The organism is Lamprobacter modestohalophilus, from assembly GCF_016583905.1.
GTDB classification, from domain to species: domain Bacteria; phylum Pseudomonadota; class Gammaproteobacteria; order Chromatiales; family Chromatiaceae; genus Lamprobacter; species Lamprobacter modestohalophilus.
This window is the reverse complement of the sequence record NZ_NRRY01000034.1, coordinates 36,355-54,757: the sequence shown is the minus strand read 5'-3', so window position 1 is coordinate 54,757 and position 18,403 is coordinate 36,355. Positions and strand designations below refer to the sequence as shown.

The 18,403-nt window shown below is 62.0% G+C and carries 14 protein-coding genes and 1 pseudogene; 5 read left to right on the top strand and 10 right to left on the bottom strand.

Features of this window, described 5'->3' with window-relative positions; translation table 11 throughout:
- Positions 1–315 (top strand): IS1 family transposase (locus CKO42_RS17640; RefSeq protein ID WP_242479486.1); only part of this gene is annotated, 315 nt, incomplete at its 5' end.
- 17 nt (positions 316–332) lie between these two features.
- Here the strand turns inward: CKO42_RS17640 and CKO42_RS17635 are convergent.
- From CKO42_RS17635 to CKO42_RS17615, 5 genes and pseudogenes are all read right to left on the bottom strand, one after another.
- Complete coding sequence (locus CKO42_RS17635; RefSeq protein ID WP_200246874.1) at positions 333–1,994, bottom strand: CRISPR-associated endonuclease Cas3''; 1,662 nt, start codon at positions 1,992–1,994, stop codon at positions 333–335.
- Between the two features lie 273 nt (positions 1,995–2,267).
- Complete coding sequence (locus CKO42_RS17630) at positions 2,268–3,836, bottom strand: sensor domain-containing diguanylate cyclase (RefSeq protein ID WP_200246872.1); 1,569 nt, start codon at positions 3,834–3,836, stop codon at positions 2,268–2,270.
- 109 nt (positions 3,837–3,945) lie between these two features.
- Complete coding sequence (locus CKO42_RS17625; RefSeq protein WP_200246870.1) at positions 3,946–4,743, bottom strand: anaerobic ribonucleoside-triphosphate reductase activating protein; 798 nt, start codon at positions 4,741–4,743, stop codon at positions 3,946–3,948.
- A 163-nt stretch (positions 4,744–4,906) separates the two neighbouring features.
- Positions 4,907–5,074: pseudogene (gene nrdD / locus CKO42_RS27460) on the bottom strand (anaerobic ribonucleoside-triphosphate reductase); the annotation flags it as partial.
- Positions 5,075–5,189: 115 nt separating this feature from the next.
- Positions 5,190–8,168 carry a ribonucleoside triphosphate reductase gene (locus tag CKO42_RS17615; RefSeq protein WP_200246864.1) on the bottom strand — a complete coding sequence of 993 codons (2,979 nt, stop codon included), beginning with the start codon at positions 8,166–8,168 and terminating at the stop codon, positions 5,190–5,192.
- A gap of 548 nt (positions 8,169–8,716) precedes the next feature.
- On the opposite strand from CKO42_RS17615, the gene miaB reads away from it, so the two are divergent.
- The 4 genes from miaB to CKO42_RS17595 all read left to right on the top strand — a co-directional run bounded on the left by miaB (position 8,717) and on the right by CKO42_RS17595 (position 12,642).
- The gene (miaB, locus tag CKO42_RS17610) at positions 8,717–10,093 is read left to right on the top strand and encodes a tRNA (N6-isopentenyl adenosine(37)-C2)-methylthiotransferase MiaB (protein WP_200246861.1); all 1,377 of its coding nucleotides are present in this window, start codon (positions 8,717–8,719) and stop codon (positions 10,091–10,093) included.
- A gap of 81 nt (positions 10,094–10,174) precedes the next feature.
- Positions 10,175–11,152: a PhoH family protein gene (locus CKO42_RS17605; RefSeq protein ID WP_200246858.1), complete on the top strand. Its 978-nt coding sequence runs from the start codon at positions 10,175–10,177 to the stop codon at positions 11,150–11,152.
- Positions 11,130–11,774 (top strand): rRNA maturation RNase YbeY, encoded by a 645-nt coding sequence (ybeY, locus tag CKO42_RS17600; RefSeq protein WP_200246857.1) that lies wholly within the window; start codon positions 11,130–11,132, stop codon positions 11,772–11,774. Before CKO42_RS17605 ends, ybeY begins: the two co-directional genes overlap by 23 nt.
- Positions 11,752–12,642: an HlyC/CorC family transporter gene (locus CKO42_RS17595; protein ID WP_200246855.1), complete on the top strand. Its 891-nt coding sequence runs from the start codon at positions 11,752–11,754 to the stop codon at positions 12,640–12,642. The genes ybeY and CKO42_RS17595 overlap by 23 nt, the downstream gene beginning before the upstream one ends.
- A 146-nt stretch (positions 12,643–12,788) precedes the next feature.
- Here the strand turns inward: CKO42_RS17595 and CKO42_RS17590 are convergent, their stop codons facing one another.
- The 5 genes from CKO42_RS17590 to rsxC form a co-directional block, all read right to left on the bottom strand.
- On the bottom strand, positions 12,789–13,679 hold the full coding sequence (locus CKO42_RS17590) for a phosphoribulokinase (RefSeq protein ID WP_200246853.1): 891 nt from the start codon (positions 13,677–13,679) through the stop codon (positions 12,789–12,791).
- 170 nt (positions 13,680–13,849) lie between these two features.
- Complete coding sequence (locus CKO42_RS17585; protein ID WP_200246851.1) at positions 13,850–14,560, bottom strand: electron transport complex subunit E; 711 nt, start codon at positions 14,558–14,560, stop codon at positions 13,850–13,852.
- The gene (rsxG, locus tag CKO42_RS17580) at positions 14,560–15,384 is read right to left on the bottom strand and encodes an electron transport complex subunit RsxG (protein WP_200246849.1); all 825 of its coding nucleotides are present in this window, start codon (positions 15,382–15,384) and stop codon (positions 14,560–14,562) included. Before rsxG ends, CKO42_RS17585 begins: the two co-directional genes overlap by 1 nt.
- A 41-nt stretch (positions 15,385–15,425) precedes the next feature.
- On the bottom strand, positions 15,426–16,490 hold the full coding sequence (gene rsxD, locus CKO42_RS17575) for an electron transport complex subunit RsxD (RefSeq protein ID WP_200246885.1): 1,065 nt from the start codon (positions 16,488–16,490) through the stop codon (positions 15,426–15,428).
- An 11-nt stretch (positions 16,491–16,501) separates the two neighbouring features.
- Positions 16,502–18,316 carry an electron transport complex subunit RsxC gene (rsxC, locus tag CKO42_RS17570; RefSeq protein WP_200246847.1) on the bottom strand — a complete coding sequence of 605 codons (1,815 nt, stop codon included), beginning with the start codon at positions 18,314–18,316 and terminating at the stop codon, positions 16,502–16,504.
- Positions 18,317–18,403: the final 87 nt, after the last annotated feature.

Here is an 18,403-nt window from a genome sequence, read left to right as displayed (position 1 = left end):
ACTGGCGTTGTTCTTGCCTATGTGTTTGGTCGGCGTACAGATGAGGTGTTCCTCGAGCTGAAGGCTCTTCTTGAGCCATTCGGCATTAGAATATTTTTTACTGACGACTGGGGAGCCTATCAACGTCATCTACCGGAGCAGCAGCAAGTGACTGGTAAGGCCAATACACAAAAAATTGAACGCAAGCATCTTACGCTCAGAACACGTATTAAACGCCTGGCACGGAAAACCATCTGTTTTTCCAAACTCGACGTCATGCACGATACTGTCATTGGGCTTTTTATCAATCGGTATGAGTTCGGCCTTGCCGTGTGAGAAACACATGTAGAGCACTACCGGGCGATGGAATCGAGTCCTGCAAACGCCCGGTAGACTACAGGAAAGTCGAGGTCGACACCGGCCTCGACGAGTTGGGTCGAAACGACCCGCGTCGGCACGTCATCAGCGAGCCGCTGCTTGATCTCGGTGATGACCCGCGAGCGATGAGCGCCGCACATGAGCGCGGACAGATGCAGCGTGTCCGGCGGCATCAAGCGATGCAGCTCGCGGGCATGACGCCGGCTGTTGACCACGACAAGCACCGAATCATGTTCGATCAGCTCCGACGCTAGCGACTCCCAGTCGGTCGCCCGCTGCATGTCGCCGGGCATGCGTACCTCAACACGCTTTAGCTTCGCATAGAGCCGATCAGGGTCAGGGATGATCTCGTGCATTCTATCGAAGCCGTTAAAGTTCCTCGCGGCGTCGAAATAGCACCGGTTACCGAGGGCGGGCTGTGTCGCGGTGGAGAGCACCAGCGTCATCCCGTACTGCTCGGTGAGCAGCCTCAGTGCATCGACGATGGGCTGCAGCAAGCCCGGCGGCAGCAGCTGAACTTCGTCCAGCACGACGACGCTATCAACCAGATTGTGCAGCTTGCGGCAGCGTGAGGTTCGCGCCGCGAACAGGGATTCGAAGAATTGCACGCTGGTCGTGACGACAATGGGAGCGTCCCAGTTTTCGCAGGCAAGCCGGCTGCGCAGCCCTTCCTGGGTCGGATCAGATTCAGCAGCGCTATGATGCTCAATCACCGCATCACCAAAGATGCCGCGGAAGACGTCTGCGGTCTGCTCGATGATGCTGGTGTAAGGAATGACGTGGATGATGCGGCGCTTGCCATGCTGGCGCGCATGGTTGAGCGCGAAGGCCATGCTGGACAGGGTTTTTCCGCCCCCGGTCGGGACGGTCAGCGAGAAGACACCCGGCGGTTTGAGTGCGGCGTTTCGCCAGTCTTGCAAAATCTCGCGGCGCAGCAGGTTAACGGGCGTCGGCTCGGCCTTGGCGAGCAGCTCCGACATCGCCGCATCAAAGCGTTCCGCGAGCAGCTCCATGCCCGGCCAACCGGCCCTCGACGATACCTGTTCCGGCGCCATGAAGGCTTCCGTATCCAGAAAGTCCGCATCGACCAGGCACGAGAACAGCATTCGCACCCAGAGGGCGAAGCCCATGGAGCCACCTGGCACGCCTTGCAAATCCGCCTGCGGAAATTCAGCCTGCAGGATCTCTGCTGGCGGCTCAGCTGCGAGCGCCTCGGCCAACTCTTCTTGGGCATCCGCGCTGGCCATGCGGGCATCAAGCCCTTCGGACCAGTCGTGCAGACCAGCGTGGTGTCCGGCGATGAGATAGGCGACTACACGCCCGATCAAGCCGAGACGCTGTTCCGCGAGCAGCGCACCAGCGGTCGAATGCGTGGTACGCCCAGATCGGGATTCGATATGCGCCGTCTCCCGATCCAGCCCAGAAGCAGCACGAATGTAATGCTGGAATCGGTCGCGATACTTGCCGAGGTCATGCCATTGACCCGCGAGGGCTGCCCAATCCCGGCCGCCGAAGCCTGAAGCGAAATGACCAGATCGTTGAGCGACAGCCTGTAAGTGCTCGACTAGGGAATGCCGATACCAGCAACCATCGGTACCCAAGCGCACATGCGCTAGTGGCGGTTCTTTGCTGCACATATGGCTCCCTCCCAAGACCTGATCTCAATCGACCGAGAATGATAAGCCGCTCGCCCTCGAGATCGAAGGTACCAATAGCCCGCGAAACCAGACCAAGTCCAACAGCCACCCGGACATCCCCACCCGCGACCATAGGTGCTGACGATATGGATGCTAAACTCAGTATCGGCGAGTGCATATTGGGGAGCAGTCGGTCACGCCTGCGTATGCACTTGATCTTTAAGGATTTTGATGCTCAAACCTTCAGGCAGAGCCTCGATCTATTGTTCAAGATCACTGATCAATCTCGCCATCATACAACCGAACCTGATCACGCCCCGCCCGCTTCGCCTCGTACATCGCCTCATCGGCATGACGAATCAGCATGGTGCCGTCGCGACCATGAGCCGGATAGAGGGCGACACCAATGCTGCAGGAGATCTCTAAGTGGAGGCCGGCGATATTCAGCGGCGTCTGTACCCGCCTCACCAGCTTCTCCGCCACCACGCAGGCATCGCGCGCACTGCCAACCTCGGGCAGCAGGATCAGGAACTCATCGCCACCGATGCGGCCGATGGTGTCAGCATCGCGCAGACAAGCCCTGAGACGCTCGGCGAGCGTCTGCAGCACGCGATCACCGACCGCATGCCCATGGCTGTCGTTGATCGGCTTGAAGCGGTCGAGATCGAGGAACATCACCGCCAATTGACCATCCTTGCGTTCAGCCTCACGCATGGCCTGCTGCAAGCGCTCAAAGAAGAGGCCGCGATTGGGAAGCTCCGTCAAGGCATCATAGTGCGCCAAGCGATGGGTCTGGTCCTCGACCAGCTTGCGCTCACTGACGTCGTGGCCGATGCCGATCATGCCCGATAGCGCGCCATTGCCGTCAAGCAAGGGCGAGGCATTGGTCACATGCCAGCGCCAACCCCCATCGCCATGGCGCACCCGATACTCAAGCCCGCTCTGCTTGGTGCGGGTGCTCAGCAGGCGCTGCAAGAAGGCCTCGCAGCCGGGTAGATCATCGGCGTGCACGATGGTGGCAAAGTGCTGGCCGACCACATCTTTCGGCTCCAGACCCAGGATCTCACGCAGGTTCGGCGAGAGGTAGCGGAAGACGCCATTGAGATCGAGCGTATAGATCACGTCGTTGGCATCCTCGACCAGGGTGCGAAATCGCTGCTCGTTCCTGCGCAGCTCCTCTTCCATGCGCTCGCGGGCCATGACGATGACCGCCAGCGCGAGCAACAGTTGAAACAGCATGGCCGCGAGGAAGGTCAGCGTCTGCAAATGACTGGACTCGAACAGGCTGCCCGCACCCAAGCCGCCAAGCGCCGTTCCGAGCAGGCGCGCCGCGAGCAAGATCAAGACGACGACCAGACTGACCAGCAGCAGATAACGTCCGCGGCCCGACGTGCCCCGCCAGTGGCGGACGACGAGGATCGTCATCAGCAAGACCTGCAGCCAGAGCAGGGCGGCGTTGAGCATCACGCGCGGCTCGAACTGCTCGCCAAGCCAGAACATGCCGACCCCCATCACCGGCACTGGCAGCCAGATCAGCCAGCGCGACGGCCCCTTGCCAAAGAAACGGACGAGCGCTTCGAGCGCAAAGGCCAAGGAGGCAGCGAGCAGGATATTGGCCGCGACAACCGAGAGCAGGTCGCTCGCTGAGCCGCGCAGTAAGAAGAGTCCGTAGGCAGCGGAATAGAGCCCCGCGGAAACGCCCCAGAACGCCAGACCATCGCGCCCGGAATGATCGGCGAACAGGAACAGCACGATCGACAGCGTCGCGCTGACGACCACGGTGACCAGGATCAGTGTGCCGATGTCGATGAGGGTGCCCTTCCCAAAGCTCCGTGACCCCAAGGCCACCTCGGGGCCAGAGTTTACTTGATCCAGGAGCCGTCGCGGCAGCTTGGCAAAGCCAGCCTGAAACATCGGCCTGAAACACCGGCATCGCACGCCGGCATCACGATCAGGCCGCGCGCAACTCGAAATGCGGGAATGGATTGGGCAGTCCGCCCGCAGAGTCCTCAAGCCCCGCGGCATTGGATAGCGCGTGCTTGGAAAAATGACGCAGCTGATGGCGCAGCGCTGGCTCCAGCAGATGAGCGGATTGCGCCTGCTGCAAGGCGTAATGGGTCACGCCGGCCTCGGCCAGTTGATGCATCAGCCGTGATAGATAGGCATCGTCATCGAGCCCCGGCATCGGTGTGGTGCGCACCTCCAGTGAGACCTTGGCGTCGAGCAGCAGCGCCAGACTCTGCCAAGCCTGCTCGCCGGAGCCGGGCACGCCGGTCACCTGAGGATAGTCCTCGGGCAGGGCCTTGATATCCAGCCCGACCCAGTCGAGCAGCGGCAGCAAGGCGCGCAGGCGTTGCGGATAAGGACCGCCGGTGTGCAGCCCGACCTTGAAACCGAGCGCTCGCACCTCGGCCATCGCATCGGCCAGTGCAGATTGCGCGGTTGGCTCGCCGCCACTGAAGACCACGGCGTCGAGCAGACCACGACGGGATCTCAGCAGCTCAAGCACCTCGGGCCAAGTGATCGCATGCTGCCCGATCTCTTCGCTTGCCCCTTCACCTTCACCTTCACTTTCAGCTTCAGGCGCGGCATCGAGCAGATGGCCGTTATGGCAGTAGGGGCAGCGCCAGGGGCAGCCCTGGCAGTAGATCACGGCCGCTAGCTCGCCCGGATAATCGACGCTGGTCAGCGGCGTCAGTCCGCCGAGCCGGAGCCGAGTGGAGACAGACTGGAGCTTGGGCTTGATCATCGCCGAACGTCGTCTTGCCGTTGTCTGATCCTTCTCTCAGGAGCGCGAGCGCTCAAGCGGCTTCGCGCCGAGCCTCGCCAGAGCGCTGATGCGGACGATGGGCCGCCTGCTGGCCTGAGTCCTGGCTCGCGCGCCAGCTCGAGTGCGGATGTACATCCAGGCGCCCCGCTGGTCGCTCCTGGAAATAGGTGCGCTCCTGATGCTCGGCCTGCTTGCCACGGTTGAAGGCGGAAACCGGCCGGTGATAGCCCATCACGCGCGTCCAGACCTCGCAGCGGGTGCGCTCCTCGTCGCGCAGCTCGATGGTCGGCTCAGTGGTTGTTTCAGTCATTGGATACTCCTGTCGATTTGGATGGCACGGCCGGCTTTCGGCCGCGTTAGCTCGTATGATCTACTCGTTCGCTTCGTCGTTCTTCTGCGCCTGCAATCGCTCGATACGCCAGCACTCAGGCCGTCGCGGCTTGCAGCTCAGCGCGCTTCTTCTCGATCAGCTCGGCATCGCACTTGGGGCAATACTCGTGCTCGCCAGCGATGTAGCCATGGGTTGGGCAGACCGAGAAGATCGGTGTCACCGTGATGTAGGGCAGCCGGAAGTTGGTCAGCGCCCGCTGCACTAGGCGCTTGCAGGCCTCGGTGGAGCCGATGCGCTCGCCCATGTACAGGTGCAGCACCGTACCGCCGGTGTACTTGGTCTGCAGCTGATCCTGCGCCGCCAGTGCCTCAAAGGCGTCGTCGGTATAGCCGACTGGCAGCTGCGAGGAATTGGTGTAATAGGGCGTATCCTCGGTGCCAGCCTGCAGGATGTTTGGGAAGCGCTTCTTGTCCTCCCGCGCGAAGCGATAGGTCGTACCCTCGGCCGGTGTCGCCTCCAGGTTGTACATGTGCCCGGTTTCTTCTTGGAACTGCACCATGCGCGCACGCACATGATCGAGCAGTCGGCAAGCGAAGGCATGCCCCCACTCGGTGGTGATGTCGTCGGTATCCGCCGTGAAGTTGCGGATCATCTCGTTGATGCCGTTCACCCCGAGCGTGCTGAAGTGATTGCGTAGGGTGCCGAGATAGCGCTTGGTATAAGGGAAGAGCCCGGCATCCATGTGGCGCTGGATCACCTTGCGCTTCAGCTCCAGGCTCTTCTTCGCCAGCTCCATCAATTCATCGAGCCGCTGCAGCAGCCCGGCCTCATCGCCGCGATGGGTATAGCCGAGCCGAGCGCAGTTGATGGTCACCACGCCGAGCGAGCCGGTCTGCTCGGCCGAGCCGAATAAGCCATTGCCACGCTTGAGCAGCTCGGTCAGATCCAGCTGCAGCCGGCAGCACATCGAGCGCACCATGTTCGGCGAGAGCTCGGAGTTGAGGAAGTTCTGAAAGTAGGGCAAGCCATACTTGGCCGTCATCTCGAAGAGATGCTCAGCATTCTCGCTGTCCCAGGGGAAGTCCTCGGTGATGTTGTAGGTCGGGATCGGGAAGGTGAAGATACGGCCCTTGGCATCGCCCTCGGTCATCACCGCGATGTAGGCGCGATTGATCATATCCATCTCGGTCTGCAGCTCGCCGTAGGTAAACGACTGCTCCACGCCACCGATCACTGGCACCTGCTCGCGCAGATCCTCGGGACAGACCCAATCAAAGGTCAGATTCGTAAACGGGGTATTACCAGTAATGAAGGTCTTGCCGCGACGACGAGCGACGAAGGTGCCGTTGCGGGTGGTCGGACACCAGACCTTGCCGCGATAAGGCTTGCGTTCGATTAGCTGAATATAGGTCTCGCGGTTGCGGACGATGTTCAGCACATGCACGCCAGAGTCTTTCCGGGTGTAGGTCGTGCTGCCATAGCCAGCCAGGCTGCAGAGCTCTTGCAGGGCGTCGAGGTTTTCCTGGTCGTTGGTATAGATGCGTGTGCGGCCGTTCGGCTCGATGCTGCCGTCGCCCTTGACATAGGTGTCGAGAAACAGCCGGATCTGCCGCGCCGACAGGGTGCGGATCAATGCAGGCACACACTTGCGCTGCAGATAGCCGAGCACCAGCTCACTGCCCTCGCTGTTGAGTCGGTAACGACAGACCGGGTGATTGGCATAGGTGCCGGTCTGGCGTCGCTCGTGCCAGGTCAGGCTCATCTCGGTCAACAGCCATTCGATCTCGGCGGCGTTCTCGCGGTTGCCCGTCGATTGCCAAATGCTGACGCGCCGACGCCCGGCATCGAAATCGAGGTTGCCTTCAGCGACCACCCAGGCCAGCAGCATGACCAGGTTGTCGTCCACCTCGACCGTCGAGGTCGTCTCCCAGGCATTCGGCACGATCACCGGCGACTTCAGCTTGGCGACGTCTTCAATCTCTTCGAGAATCCAACGGTTATCCGAATTGAAGACCTTGCGCACGACCTTGTGCTGTGGCGTGACCCATTGCTCTTGGGTGCGGTTGCGTAGCACGTACATCTCGCCGTCGAAGTCGTAGGCGGTGATCGCCAGTGGCTCCAGGTACTCCAAGCAATTGTTGCGCCAATCGAAGGTTGCGATCCGCTCGCCCTCGGCGATCTGGTCGTAGCGCTTCCAGCCCTGCTCGGTCAGGCATTCGGTCTCGGCATCGACGCACTGGCAGCCCCAGCGCGACGGCACGTTGAGGTTATAAATCAGCTCCTGGATGTACTGCTTGACGCGCGGGTAGTCGAGCCCGTCGACGCGCACATAGGGCGCCATGTAGGTATCGAAGCTCGAGAACGCCTGAGCGCCGGCCCACTCGTTCTGCAGCGTGCCAAGAAAATTGACGATCTGTCCGATCGCGCTCGACATGTGCCGCGGCGGGCCGGCCTCCACCTTGCCTGGCACCCCGTTCAGCCCTTCGGTCAGTAGCGTGCGCAACGACCAGCCCGCGCAGTAGCCGGCCAGCATGTCGAGGTCGTGGATATGGATGTCGCCTTCGCGATGCGCCTCGCCGACCTGCGGCGGATAGACATGCGACAGCCAGTAGTTGGCGATCATCTTGCCCGAGGTGTTCAGGATCAGCCCACCGAGCGAGTAGCCCTGATTAGCATTGGCCGCAACGCGCCAATCCGAGCGGTCCAGATACTCGTTGATCGAACTGGAGACATCCACCAGCGTGCGCCGATCAGCGCGCAGCTTGGCACGCTGCTCGCGATAAACGATATAAGAGCGCGCGGTCTCGAAATGGTTGGCGCTGATCAGGGTCTGCTCGACGACATCCTGAATCCCTTCGATGTCCGGGTTGCGTCCTTCCCCATAACGATGCGCCAGCACCTTGACCACCTGCGCGGTCAGCAGCTGCGCCTCCATCTCACCGAATTCGCCCGTCGCCTGCCCAGCACGCGCGATCGCCGACTGGATCTTCGAGGCGTCGAATGGGATCTGTTCGCCGTCGCGTTTGGTCACGCTCGTTGGCAAAACAGCGACTTGGGCAGCAAGGGTCGACATAAAACGGCTCACCGACGGAAGACACAAGATATTGTGTTGCGGAGTATAGCGAACGCAAGATGTTGTTGATAGGACTCTGATGTGACAGCCGGCAGCGCATTGACTCAAGTCAGCTAGAGCCCAGCCAGCGCCTAGGTAATTCCCGGAACACGCCATGCGTGATTCCTCGCAAGAGGTGGGCCGGATGCACCGTACTTTGTGCCGCCCTTCTCGGCCGCCTTTCCAAGGAGCATCACTGCCCAGCCGGACAACTCTGCCCGTCAAGATGGCACCGAAGGCGAGTTCACCGGCAGACATTGCGCGCCGCCCACTCGGACGATGAAGCAGTTGTTTCATGATGACGATCAAGCCTGGCGTCCGCCAGGCGGCTCAGCGTAGACAGCAGTTCGGCGTCTAGCGGCCCAGCCAACGGCACCGAAAACCGATTGATTAAGCGCCGCTTGACACCATGATCCCCTTTCCTGAGGATGGCTCTCCAGATAGAGTGACCTGATCATAGAGTGACGTGATCAGCCGCTGAAACAGCCCCAGCACCGCCATCAGAGTCCATGCAACGCAAAGTCTTCATCCAAACCTACGGCTGCCAGATGAACGAGTATGACTCGTCTCGGATGGCGGACCTACTGCGCGAATCGCATGGACTCGAACGCACCCATCGGCCAGAGGAGGCCGATGTGCTCCTGATGAACACCTGCTCGATCCGAGAGAAGGCACAGGAGAAGGTCTTCTCTCAGCTTGGGCGATGGCGGCCATGGAAGGATGCGCGCCCGGGCTTGATCATCGGTGTCGGTGGCTGCGTGGCCAGCCAAGAAGGCGACGCCATCCGCGAACGCGCGCCCTACGTCGACCTGGTCTTCGGCCCGCAGACGCTGCACCGACTACCGGCTATGCTCGATGCCGTCGAGCAGCGGCATCAGCCGCAAATCGATGTCAGCTTCCCCGAGATCGAGAAATTCGACCATCTGCCCGAACCGCGCGCCGATGGCCCGAGCGCCTATGTCTCGGTGATGGAAGGCTGCTCCAAGTACTGCACCTATTGCGTAGTTCCCTATACCCGAGGCGAGGAGGTCAGCCGACCCTTCGATGACGTGATTGCCGAGGTCGCGGGTCTCGCCGAGCAGGGCGTCCGCGAGGTCAACCTCCTGGGGCAAAACGTCAACGCCTATTGTGGCCCGATGCACGATGGCGAGATCGCCGACCTCGCGCTGCTCATCCGCTACTGCGCAGCCATCGATGGCATCGACCGCATCCGCTTTACCACCTCCCATCCAGTCGAATTCAGCGACAACCTGATCGATGCCTATGCCGAGGTGCCAGAGCTGGTCAGCTATCTGCATCTCCCGGTGCAGAGCGGCTCCGATCGGATACTGGCGCTGATGAAGCGCGGCCACACGGCGCTCGAGTACAAGGACAAGATCCGCCGGCTGCAGCGCGCGCGGCCTGGGATCAGCATCTCGTCGGATTTCATTATCGGCTTCCCCGGTGAGACCGAGGCCGATTTCCAGGATACGCTGAGCCTGGTGAGCGAGATCGGCTTCGACCAATCATTCAGTTTCATCTATAGTGCACGCCCTGGAACACCCGCAGCCGACTATCCGGACCTCGTGCCGGCCGCCGTCAAGCAAGAACGGCTCGCACGCCTGCAGCAGCAGATCAACCAGCAGGCGCAACAGATCAGTCGGAAGATGGTAGGCCAGGTTCATCGGGTGCTTGTGATAGGCCCCTCGCGTAAAGATCCGAGACAGCTCGCCGGGCGCACTGAGAACAACCGAGTGGTCAATTTTAACGGCCCAGAGACTTTGATCGGCGACTTCGCTGACCTTTTGATCACCGAGGCCCTGCCAAACTCGTTGCGTGGCATGCTCCAAGAATCCCCACCGGCTCGGCTTAGCCCAAGACCCGGGCTTGGCGACGCGCGGCCATAGTCCGCCGAACGCACCAGCCACCGAGCACCCGTTCTGTCACCCCTATCGCCACCGCACATCAGCGCCAAGCGCGCTTCGCCATTGACCCCATTGCCCACCAACATCGACCTCAGCCTGTCGCCCGAAGACAATGTGCGTCTGGCGAACCTCTGCGGCCAGTTCGACTCCCATCTGCGTCTGATCGAGCGACGTCTTGGTATTGAGATCGCGAATCGCGGCATGAGCTTTCGCGTCATCGGTGAGCGCCAAGCGGCAGAAGCCGGCGCCCGTGTGCTCGAGGGACTCTACGCGGCAGCGGCGGACGAAGTGCTTTCTCCGGAGCGCGTCCATCTTGAGCTGGTCGAATGCGGCGCCGAGGCGGTTGCCGCCGCCAGCGCGGACGCGGTACCTGAGCTGGTCATTAAGACCAAGCGCGGCCTGGTGAAGCCGCGCGGTGCCATGCAGCTCAGCTACATGCACGCAATCCTACGCCACGACATCAATTTCGGCGTTGGACCAGCCGGCACCGGCAAAACCTACCTCGCCGTCGCCTGCGCCGTTGAAGCCCTTGAGACCGAGCGTGTCCGCCGGGTGCTGCTGGTGCGTCCAGCGGTCGAGGCCGGCGAACGGCTCGGCTTCCTACCCGGCGACCTGTCACAGAAGATCGACCCTTATCTACGCCCGCTTTACGACGCCCTATTCGAGATGCTCGGCTTCGAGAAGGTGAATAAGCTCATCGAGCGCAACGTGATCGAGGTCGCCCCGCTTGCCTTCATGCGCGGCCGCACACTGAATGACGCCTTCATCATCCTCGATGAGGCACAGAACACCACGCCCGAGCAGATGAAGATGTTTCTGACCCGGATCGGCTTCGGCTCGACGGCGGTGGTGACCGGTGACGTCACCCAGGTCGACCTGCCGCGCGGTCAGCCCTCGGGCTTACGGCAGGCCGTCGAGGTGCTACGCTCAGTCGAGGGCATCAGCTTCTCCTTCTTCAGCGCCCGCGACGTAGTCCGCCATGCCCTGGTGCAACGCATCGTTAACGCCTACGACGCCCATGACCGAAACACCAGCGTCTGAGCCATCCGTGCTGACCGGCACGCAAGACCCAGAACAACCGCCCGGGCCACAACAGCCCGAGCCGCGGCTGGAGCCAGCGCTCCTCATTGACGTCCAGCTCGAGCACCTCAATCCGCATCAACGCGCCAGGCTGCCCGCCATGGCCGACCTCCAGCGTTGGGCGCTAGCAGCACTCGACCCCAGGCTTTCACCCCGGCATGCCAGGATAGTCTGGCCGGCCGAGCTGACCATCCGCATCACCGACGAGGCCGAGAGCGCCGAGCTCAACCAACGCTACCGGAACCGCGCTGGGCCAACCAACATCCTCTCGTTCGCGTTCGAGCCGCCGCCGGGGCTCGATCTGGCGGAGCCGGCTTGTGACGGCATCGGCGGACTGCTCGGCGATCTCGTGATCTGCGCGCCGCTGGTCCAGCGCGAGGCCGCCGAGCAAGGCAAGACCGAGACCGCCCACTGGGCCCATCTCGTGGTGCATGGAACACTGCACCTACTCGGCTTCGACCACATGACCACCACCGAGGCCGCGCCGATGGAGGCGCTGGAAATGCGCATCCTCGGCGCGCTAGGATTTCCTTCACCGTACGAGGTCAATGACGACGCCAATGGCGAGCGACGACGGATCTAGAAACGGCGCTCAAGCCAGTCACTGGCTGCAGCGCCTACGCTTAGCAGGGCTCATTCGGCGGTTTACCCATCGAGAGCCAAAGACCAAGGAGCAGCTCGCAGAGCTCCTTCAACAAGCCGAGTGCCGAGGTCTGCTCGACCGCGAAGCGCTCGGGATGATGGAGGCCGTGCTGCAGGTTGCCGATCTGCGCGTCGGCGACATCATGATCCCGCGTGCCGAGATGGTACACATCCGCCGCGACGACCCGCTCGAGAGCATCCTCACGACCGCGGTCGAGAGTGCCCATTCCCGCTTCCCCGTCACCGGCGATGACAAGGGCGAGGTGGTCGGTATCCTGCTGGCGAAAGACCTGCTGAGCTACTGTTCCGAGACCAATCGGCGCTCCTTCAACATCCGCGACCATCTGCGTCCGGCCGTGTTCGTACCCGAAAGCAAGCGCCTCAACGTGCTGCTCAAGGAATTTCGAGCAAGCCGAAACCACATGGCCATCGTCGTTGATGAATACGGCTCAGCCGCCGGGCTGGTCACGATCGAGGATGTGCTCGAACAGATCGTCGGCGACATCGAAGACGAGCACGACTTCGATGAGGGCGCCTTCATCTACAAGCGCGGCAAGGGCGACTACACGGTCAAGGCGCGCACCGCAATCGACGAGTTCAACGAATACTTTGGCTCATCACTCGAGGGCGGCGACCTCGACACCGTCGGCGGCCTCGTGGTGCATGCCTTTGCCCACCTGCCAAAACGCGGTGAACGGGTCGACATCGACGGCTTTCGCTTCACCATCATGCGCGCCGACAGCCGCCGTGTGCACCTACTCACAGTTCGCCCACCTGAGCACGCGGACAGCGTAACGCCACCAACCTAGAGCATTTTCTCTTGACAGCCGCTTCGCTCCCGGCGGAGATTCACCCCTCGCAAGCGGTCTTGACTAGCGACTTTTCAAGCAGGCGATCGGCTGCGCGTGGACGCACTGTCCAGCACTCGCGCAGCCGCAGAAGCGAGCCGGAGGAATCAGACGTTCCGCTCGGCCATCATGCGCTCAATGATGGGCTGCAGGATGATTTCCATCGCAAAGCCCATCTTGCCACCGGGCACCACGATGGTGTTGCGCCGAGACATGAATGAGTCCTTGATCATCGACAGCAGGTACTGGAAATCCACCTCGATCTTTTCTGGCTGTCTGAAGCGGATGACGACGAAACTTTCGTCAGGAGTCGGGATATCGCGCGCGATGAATGGATCAGACGTATCTACCGTCGATACACGCTGGAAGTTGATGTCCGTCCGCGTGAACTGCGGCGTAATGTGCCGAATGTAGTCCGGCATGCGGCGCAAGATGGTATCGACGATGGCCTCGGCCGAGTAGCCACGCTCGGCATTATCGCGATGGATCTTCTGAATCCACTCCAGATTGACGATCGGCACCACACCAATGCCGAGGTCGACATGCTTGGCCACATCGGCCTCGTCGGTCTTGGCAAGCCCATGAAGACCTTCGTAGAACAGCAGATCGGTGCCCGCCGGCACCTCTTCCCATGGTGTGAACTCACCTGGCGAGAGGCTGGTGCCGAGACGCTCGTTATGCTGGACCGCCTCTTCGTCGCTATGGATGTAGTAGCGCTTGCGCCCGGTTCCGGTATCACCATAGCTCGCGAAGAGTTCGGCAATCAGGTCGAAATGATTCGCCTCGGGGCCAAAATGGCTCAGGTTGCGGTGCTCTTCGGCCGCCTTGGCCATCTCGATCTTCATCTCTTTGCGGTTGTAACGGTGGAAGCTATCGCCCTCGATCACCGCGGCGTTGATGCCATCACGATAAAAGATATGCTCGAAGGCGCGCTTGACCGTTGTGGTCCCTGCCCCAGACGAGCCGGTAACGGCAACAACTGGATGTTTCTTAGACATGCTTAAACTCCCCGTCTTTCTTGAGATGCTGTCAGCGACCGGAGCGCAAAAGGCTCCAGCAGCTGACGTGACTACAGCTGCGAAATCAGATCAACGCGCAAATATACCACCTCCTTGGCATCGGCTCAGACGCCATCGGAGGCAACGACGGAGAACCTTGTCGACTGAGATCAACCGCTGGAAGGCGCCATGTCGTGGATCGGGGCCGACTTGGTCAATGCTTGTCGCGCACGCCGCCGGCGCTCTGAGGCCTTATCGAAGATGTTCTTCAGCGCAATAAGGAACCCGAGACCAATGAACGCCCCAGGCGGCAACATCGCCAGCAGCGCACCTTGGAATCCCTCACCGAGGTTCAAACCAAACCCTTCCGCAGCAGGTCCAAGCAGCAGCTCGGCCTGATAGAACAGCGTCCCCTGGCCAAGGAGCTCGCGCATCCCACCCAGCACCATGAGCACGAGCGTGAAACCGATGCCCATCGCCAAACCGTCGACAATCGCCCGATCCAGACGCGCCTTGGAGGCAAAGGCCTCGGCACGACCGATGATTGCACAATTGGTCACAATCAGCGGAATAAAGAGCCCGAGCACCAAGTACAGCTCATAGAACTGCGCCTGCATGGTCAGCTCAACCGCGGTCACGAACGAGGCGATCACCAACACAAACACCGGCAACCGAACCTCCGGACGGACCAGATTACGGATCAGCGAGATGGTTGCATTCGAGAGCACTAGCACCGTGGTGGTGGCCAAGCCCATGCCGAGCCCATTGGTTGCGGTCGTGGTGGTCGCCAGCAACGGGCAGAGCCCGAGCATCGCCACCAGGGCCTGGTTGTTGCTCCAGAGCCCTTCGCCGACCAACGCCCCGTAGCTCTTCTCGGCCATCAGGCAGCCTCCACAGCGGCGTTGGCGCGCGGTTCTGCCTCGGCACGAGCCTTTTCTTGACCTTGTCCCTGAGCCGACTCTTGGATGGCCTGGAGGCCTGACGCCTCTTCAGGCTGGGCCTGCGCCGAGGTCTCTCCGCTGGCGGCTGCCGCTGGTATCGGTGCTGGCACCGGGGCCGGGGCTGGATTGCCGTCCGCCTGCCCCGTTGCCGGTTTCGTGTAGAGCGCATCGCCCTGCTGCTGCACAAACAGCAACGTCCCCTTGACCGCGTTGACCACCGAGCGCGGCGTGATGGTCGCCCCAGTGAATTGATCAAAGACCCCGCCGTCACGCTTCACCTGCCACAGCTCCAGCGGTGGCTCGCCAAGTGAGCGGCCGTTGAACTGCTCGATGATCCAGTCGTCCTTGCGCTCCTCGATCTTGTCACCCAAGCCAGGCGTCTCATGGTGCGAGATCACGCGCACGCCCCCCAAGGTGCCATCATGCAGTACCGAGACCAGCAGGTTGATCGGACCCGCATAGCCGTCGGGAACGACCGGCTTTAGGATCAACGCGACCGGCTCATCCTTGTCGCGCACCCGATACACCTCCGTCACCGGCGCACCGAGGAGGCTCGGATCGCTGACCTCGATACGATCCTGCAACGGGTCGTTTGACATGCGCCCTTCTGGCACGATGGCCTCCAGCTTCGCCATCATGGCTGCGCGCTGGTTCTCGGCGATCTTGGTATCGGTCAGCTCATGCGTCACCGCCACCAGGCCAACGCCGCCGACGGCGAAGCTTCCCAAGATGAACGCGGCAATGAGGATGGGTGCCTTCTTCATGGTCGTTGTCTGTCCACTGTTGTCTGTCTAATGCCCCGCGCTCAGGCCTTCTTGCGCTCGCTGCGACGATGGCCGAAGACCCGAGGTTGAGAATATTGATCGATCATCGGTGCGGCGATGTTCATCAACAACACCGCGAAGGCGACCGCATCCGGATAGCCGCCCCAGGTGCGGATCGCAAAGATGGTGCCGCCAATCGCCGCGCCGTAGATCAGCTGACCACGCCGGGTGGTACAGGCCGACACCGGGTCCGTGGCGATAAAGAACGCCCCTAAGATGGCCGCGCCCGAGAACAGGTGAAAACCCGGAAACGGAAAATGCTGCGGATCAACCAGCCAGAAGGCTGCAGAAGCCGCCAGCAGGCCGCCCAGCACCGCAACCGGGATCTCCCAGCTGATCACCCGTCGCCACAGCAGATAGAGCCCACCGAGCAGGAACCAGTTCCCGACCCACTCCCAGCCACGGCCACCAAAACTGCCCCAGAGTGGACTGCTGGATCGGATCTCGTCGATGGTTCGCCCCTGGTCCAACAGCGTCCGCATCTCGTCGAGCGGCGTCGCCGCACTGACCGCATCCCAGGTCAACCCCTCAGGCAGAGCGCCCATGAAGATGAGACGCGCCGAGTCGAGGAAAGACAGCGTTGAGAGCTCACGCGCCTCGAGCAGCGCCGGCACATCCGGGGGCAGCCAGCTCGTGGTTGCCACTGGATAAGAGATCAGCAAGAACACATAGCCGGCCATCGCCGGGTTGAACGGGTTATAGCCGATGCCCCCATAGAGCTGCTTGACGATGACGATCGCGAAGACGATGCCCAGCATCGTCATCCACCAAGGCATGGTCGGCGGAATCGTCAGCGCAAACAGCAGCGCCGTCACCACCGCGCTGTAGTCACCGATGGCCGGCAGCGCGGGACGCCCGCGCAGCTTCATCACCAGCGCTTCAGCCAGCACCGCGAACAGGGTCGCCAGCGCCATGTTGATGAGCACGCCCCAGCCAAAGAACCAGACCAGGGCCAGGGTGCCCGGCACCAATGCCAGACAGACCTGTAACATCACCTGATCGACACGATTGACGCGCGCGCTATGCGGCGACGAGACAAAGGTCATGGCCACCGGCATTACTCCTGATCAGCCGCAACCGCCTCACGCGGCTGGGCTCGTTTCGTGGTTGCGGCTGCATCGCCCTGAACAGGCGCCTGCTGATCGACAGGCGTCGCTGTCGTCTCTTGAGCCTTTGCCAGCATCGCCTTCTTCTCCGCAGCACGACGACGCGCCGCCTCAATCAAGGCCTGTTTATCCGCCGTATCCGCCTGCGGCTTCGCATTAGCGTCAGGAGTCGGTTGGGCGCCATCAGGGGCAGGTTTAGCATTAGCAGCAGCCGGCTTGGTGCCAGCAGGAGCAGGTTTAGCACCAGCAGCAGCCGGCTTGGCGCCACCCGCAGCGACGGCCTCTTTCTTCTTCCGCAGCTTCGCCTTCCGCTCGCGCTCCTGGCGCTCGAGCCGGGCCTCACGCGCCGCATGGCGCTCACGCGCATGATCCGCGGCACGCTTCTCCTGCTCGCGCGTCCAGCTCTCGGTCTTGGCGAAACGGTAGTACTGCACCAGCGGGATGTGCGACGGGCAGACATGCGCGCAGCAGCCACATTCGATGCAGTCGAATAGATTGTAGTCCTGCACCTTATCCAGCTCTTTTGCACGCGCATGCCAATAGAGCTGCTGCGGCAAGAGATTGGCCGGGCAGACCTCGGCACAACGCCCACAGCGGATGCAGGGCAGCGGGGCTCCCGGATCGGGACTCTCGGCGGGCGTGAGCGCCAGCAGACAGTTGGTCGCCTTGGTGATTGGGACCAGATCAGTATCGAGCCGGAAGCCCATCATCGGACCACCGGCGACAAGCTTCGCAAGCTCGCCGCTATAACCGCCGCTCGCGGCAATCAACGCCTCGGCAGAGATCCCGATCGGCACCCGATAATTCCGCGGCTCGACCACACCCCGCCCAGTCACGGTCACCAGACGCTCGATCAGCGGCTGTCCGCGCAAGACCGCATCAGCCACCGCAGCGGCCGTACCAACGTTCTGGCAGACGATGCCGATCTGGGCCGGAATGCCATGGCTCGGCACCTCCTTGCCGGTCAAGATGCGGATCAGCTGCTTCTCGCCACCGCTCGGATACAGGGTGGGAATCACCACCACCTCGACCCGATCGCCAACCCCAGCCTCAGCGATCGCGCTGTTGAGTGCAGTCGCCGCCTCAGGCTTATTATCTTCAACGCCGATCAGCGCCCGCTTGGCCTGGACCAAATGCAGCATCACACGCACGCCGTCGACAATGTCGGCAGCGCGCTCGCGCATCAGCAGATCATCGCAGGTGATATAGGGCTCGCACTCGGCACCATTGATGATGACCGTGTCGATCGGCTGATCCTTGCCCGGATTCAGCTTCACGTTGGTCGGGAAGGACGCACCGCCCATGCCGACGATGCCACTCGCACGGATACGCTCGCGCAACGCCGCCGGATCGCAGGCGTCAAGCTCCGCCGCGGACGCAGCCAGCGGCGCTGGCAGCTCCGCCCAGCGCTCCTCACCATCGGTCTCGATCACCACGCAAGGCGCACTCAGCCCTGACGGATGCGGGATCGGCCGCGCTTCAATCGCGATCACGGTGCCCGAGCTCGACGCATGCACAGGCGCGCTGATATAGCCTTGCGGCTCGGCGATGAGCTGCCCTTTCAGCACCTGATCGCCAACCGAGACGCGACAGCGCGCCGGCGCGCCAATATGTTGCTGCAGCGGCAGCACCAGCTGAGCGGGAAGTGGCGCAGCGGCGACCGGACAGCCGTTCGACAACGTCTTTTCATCGGGCAGATGGACACCGCCGTGGAAATGCCACAGCTTGCGCTGACCACCAGTGAGGAGCGATCTGAGACCTGACATCGGATAAATCTAGTCGGTTGTTTCGGACTGTTTGTGCGATCGAGGCTCGGCTGAAGAGCCAAGCATCGGGCGGAGAGCGCGCCTCGG

Coding starts and splice junctions, on each gene's coding strand:
- CKO42_RS17635 (WP_200246874.1), bottom strand. CDS start 1,994: ATGTGCAGCAAAGAACCGCCACTAGCGCATGTGCGCTTGGGTACCGAT.
- CKO42_RS17615 (WP_200246864.1), bottom strand. CDS start 8,168: ATGTCGACCCTTGCTGCCCAAGTCGCTGTTTTGCCAACGAGCGTGACC.
- ybeY (WP_200246857.1), top strand. CDS start 11,130: ATGACCGAAACACCAGCGTCTGAGCCATCCGTGCTGACCGGCACGCAA.
- CKO42_RS17595 (WP_200246855.1), top strand. CDS start 11,752: ATGGCGAGCGACGACGGATCTAGAAACGGCGCTCAAGCCAGTCACTGG.
- rsxD (WP_200246885.1), bottom strand. CDS start 16,490: ATGACCTTTGTCTCGTCGCCGCATAGCGCGCGCGTCAATCGTGTCGAT.
- rsxG (WP_200246849.1), bottom strand. CDS start 15,384: ATGAAGAAGGCACCCATCCTCATTGCCGCGTTCATCTTGGGAAGCTTC.
- miaB (WP_200246861.1), top strand. CDS start 8,717: ATGCAACGCAAAGTCTTCATCCAAACCTACGGCTGCCAGATGAACGAG.
- CKO42_RS17585 (WP_200246851.1), bottom strand. CDS start 14,560: ATGGCCGAGAAGAGCTACGGGGCGTTGGTCGGCGAAGGGCTCTGGAGC.
- rsxC (WP_200246847.1), bottom strand. CDS start 18,316: ATGTCAGGTCTCAGATCGCTCCTCACTGGTGGTCAGCGCAAGCTGTGG.
- CKO42_RS17625 (WP_200246870.1), bottom strand. CDS start 4,743: ATGATCAAGCCCAAGCTCCAGTCTGTCTCCACTCGGCTCCGGCTCGGC.
- CKO42_RS17590 (WP_200246853.1), bottom strand. CDS start 13,679: ATGTCTAAGAAACATCCAGTTGTTGCCGTTACCGGCTCGTCTGGGGCA.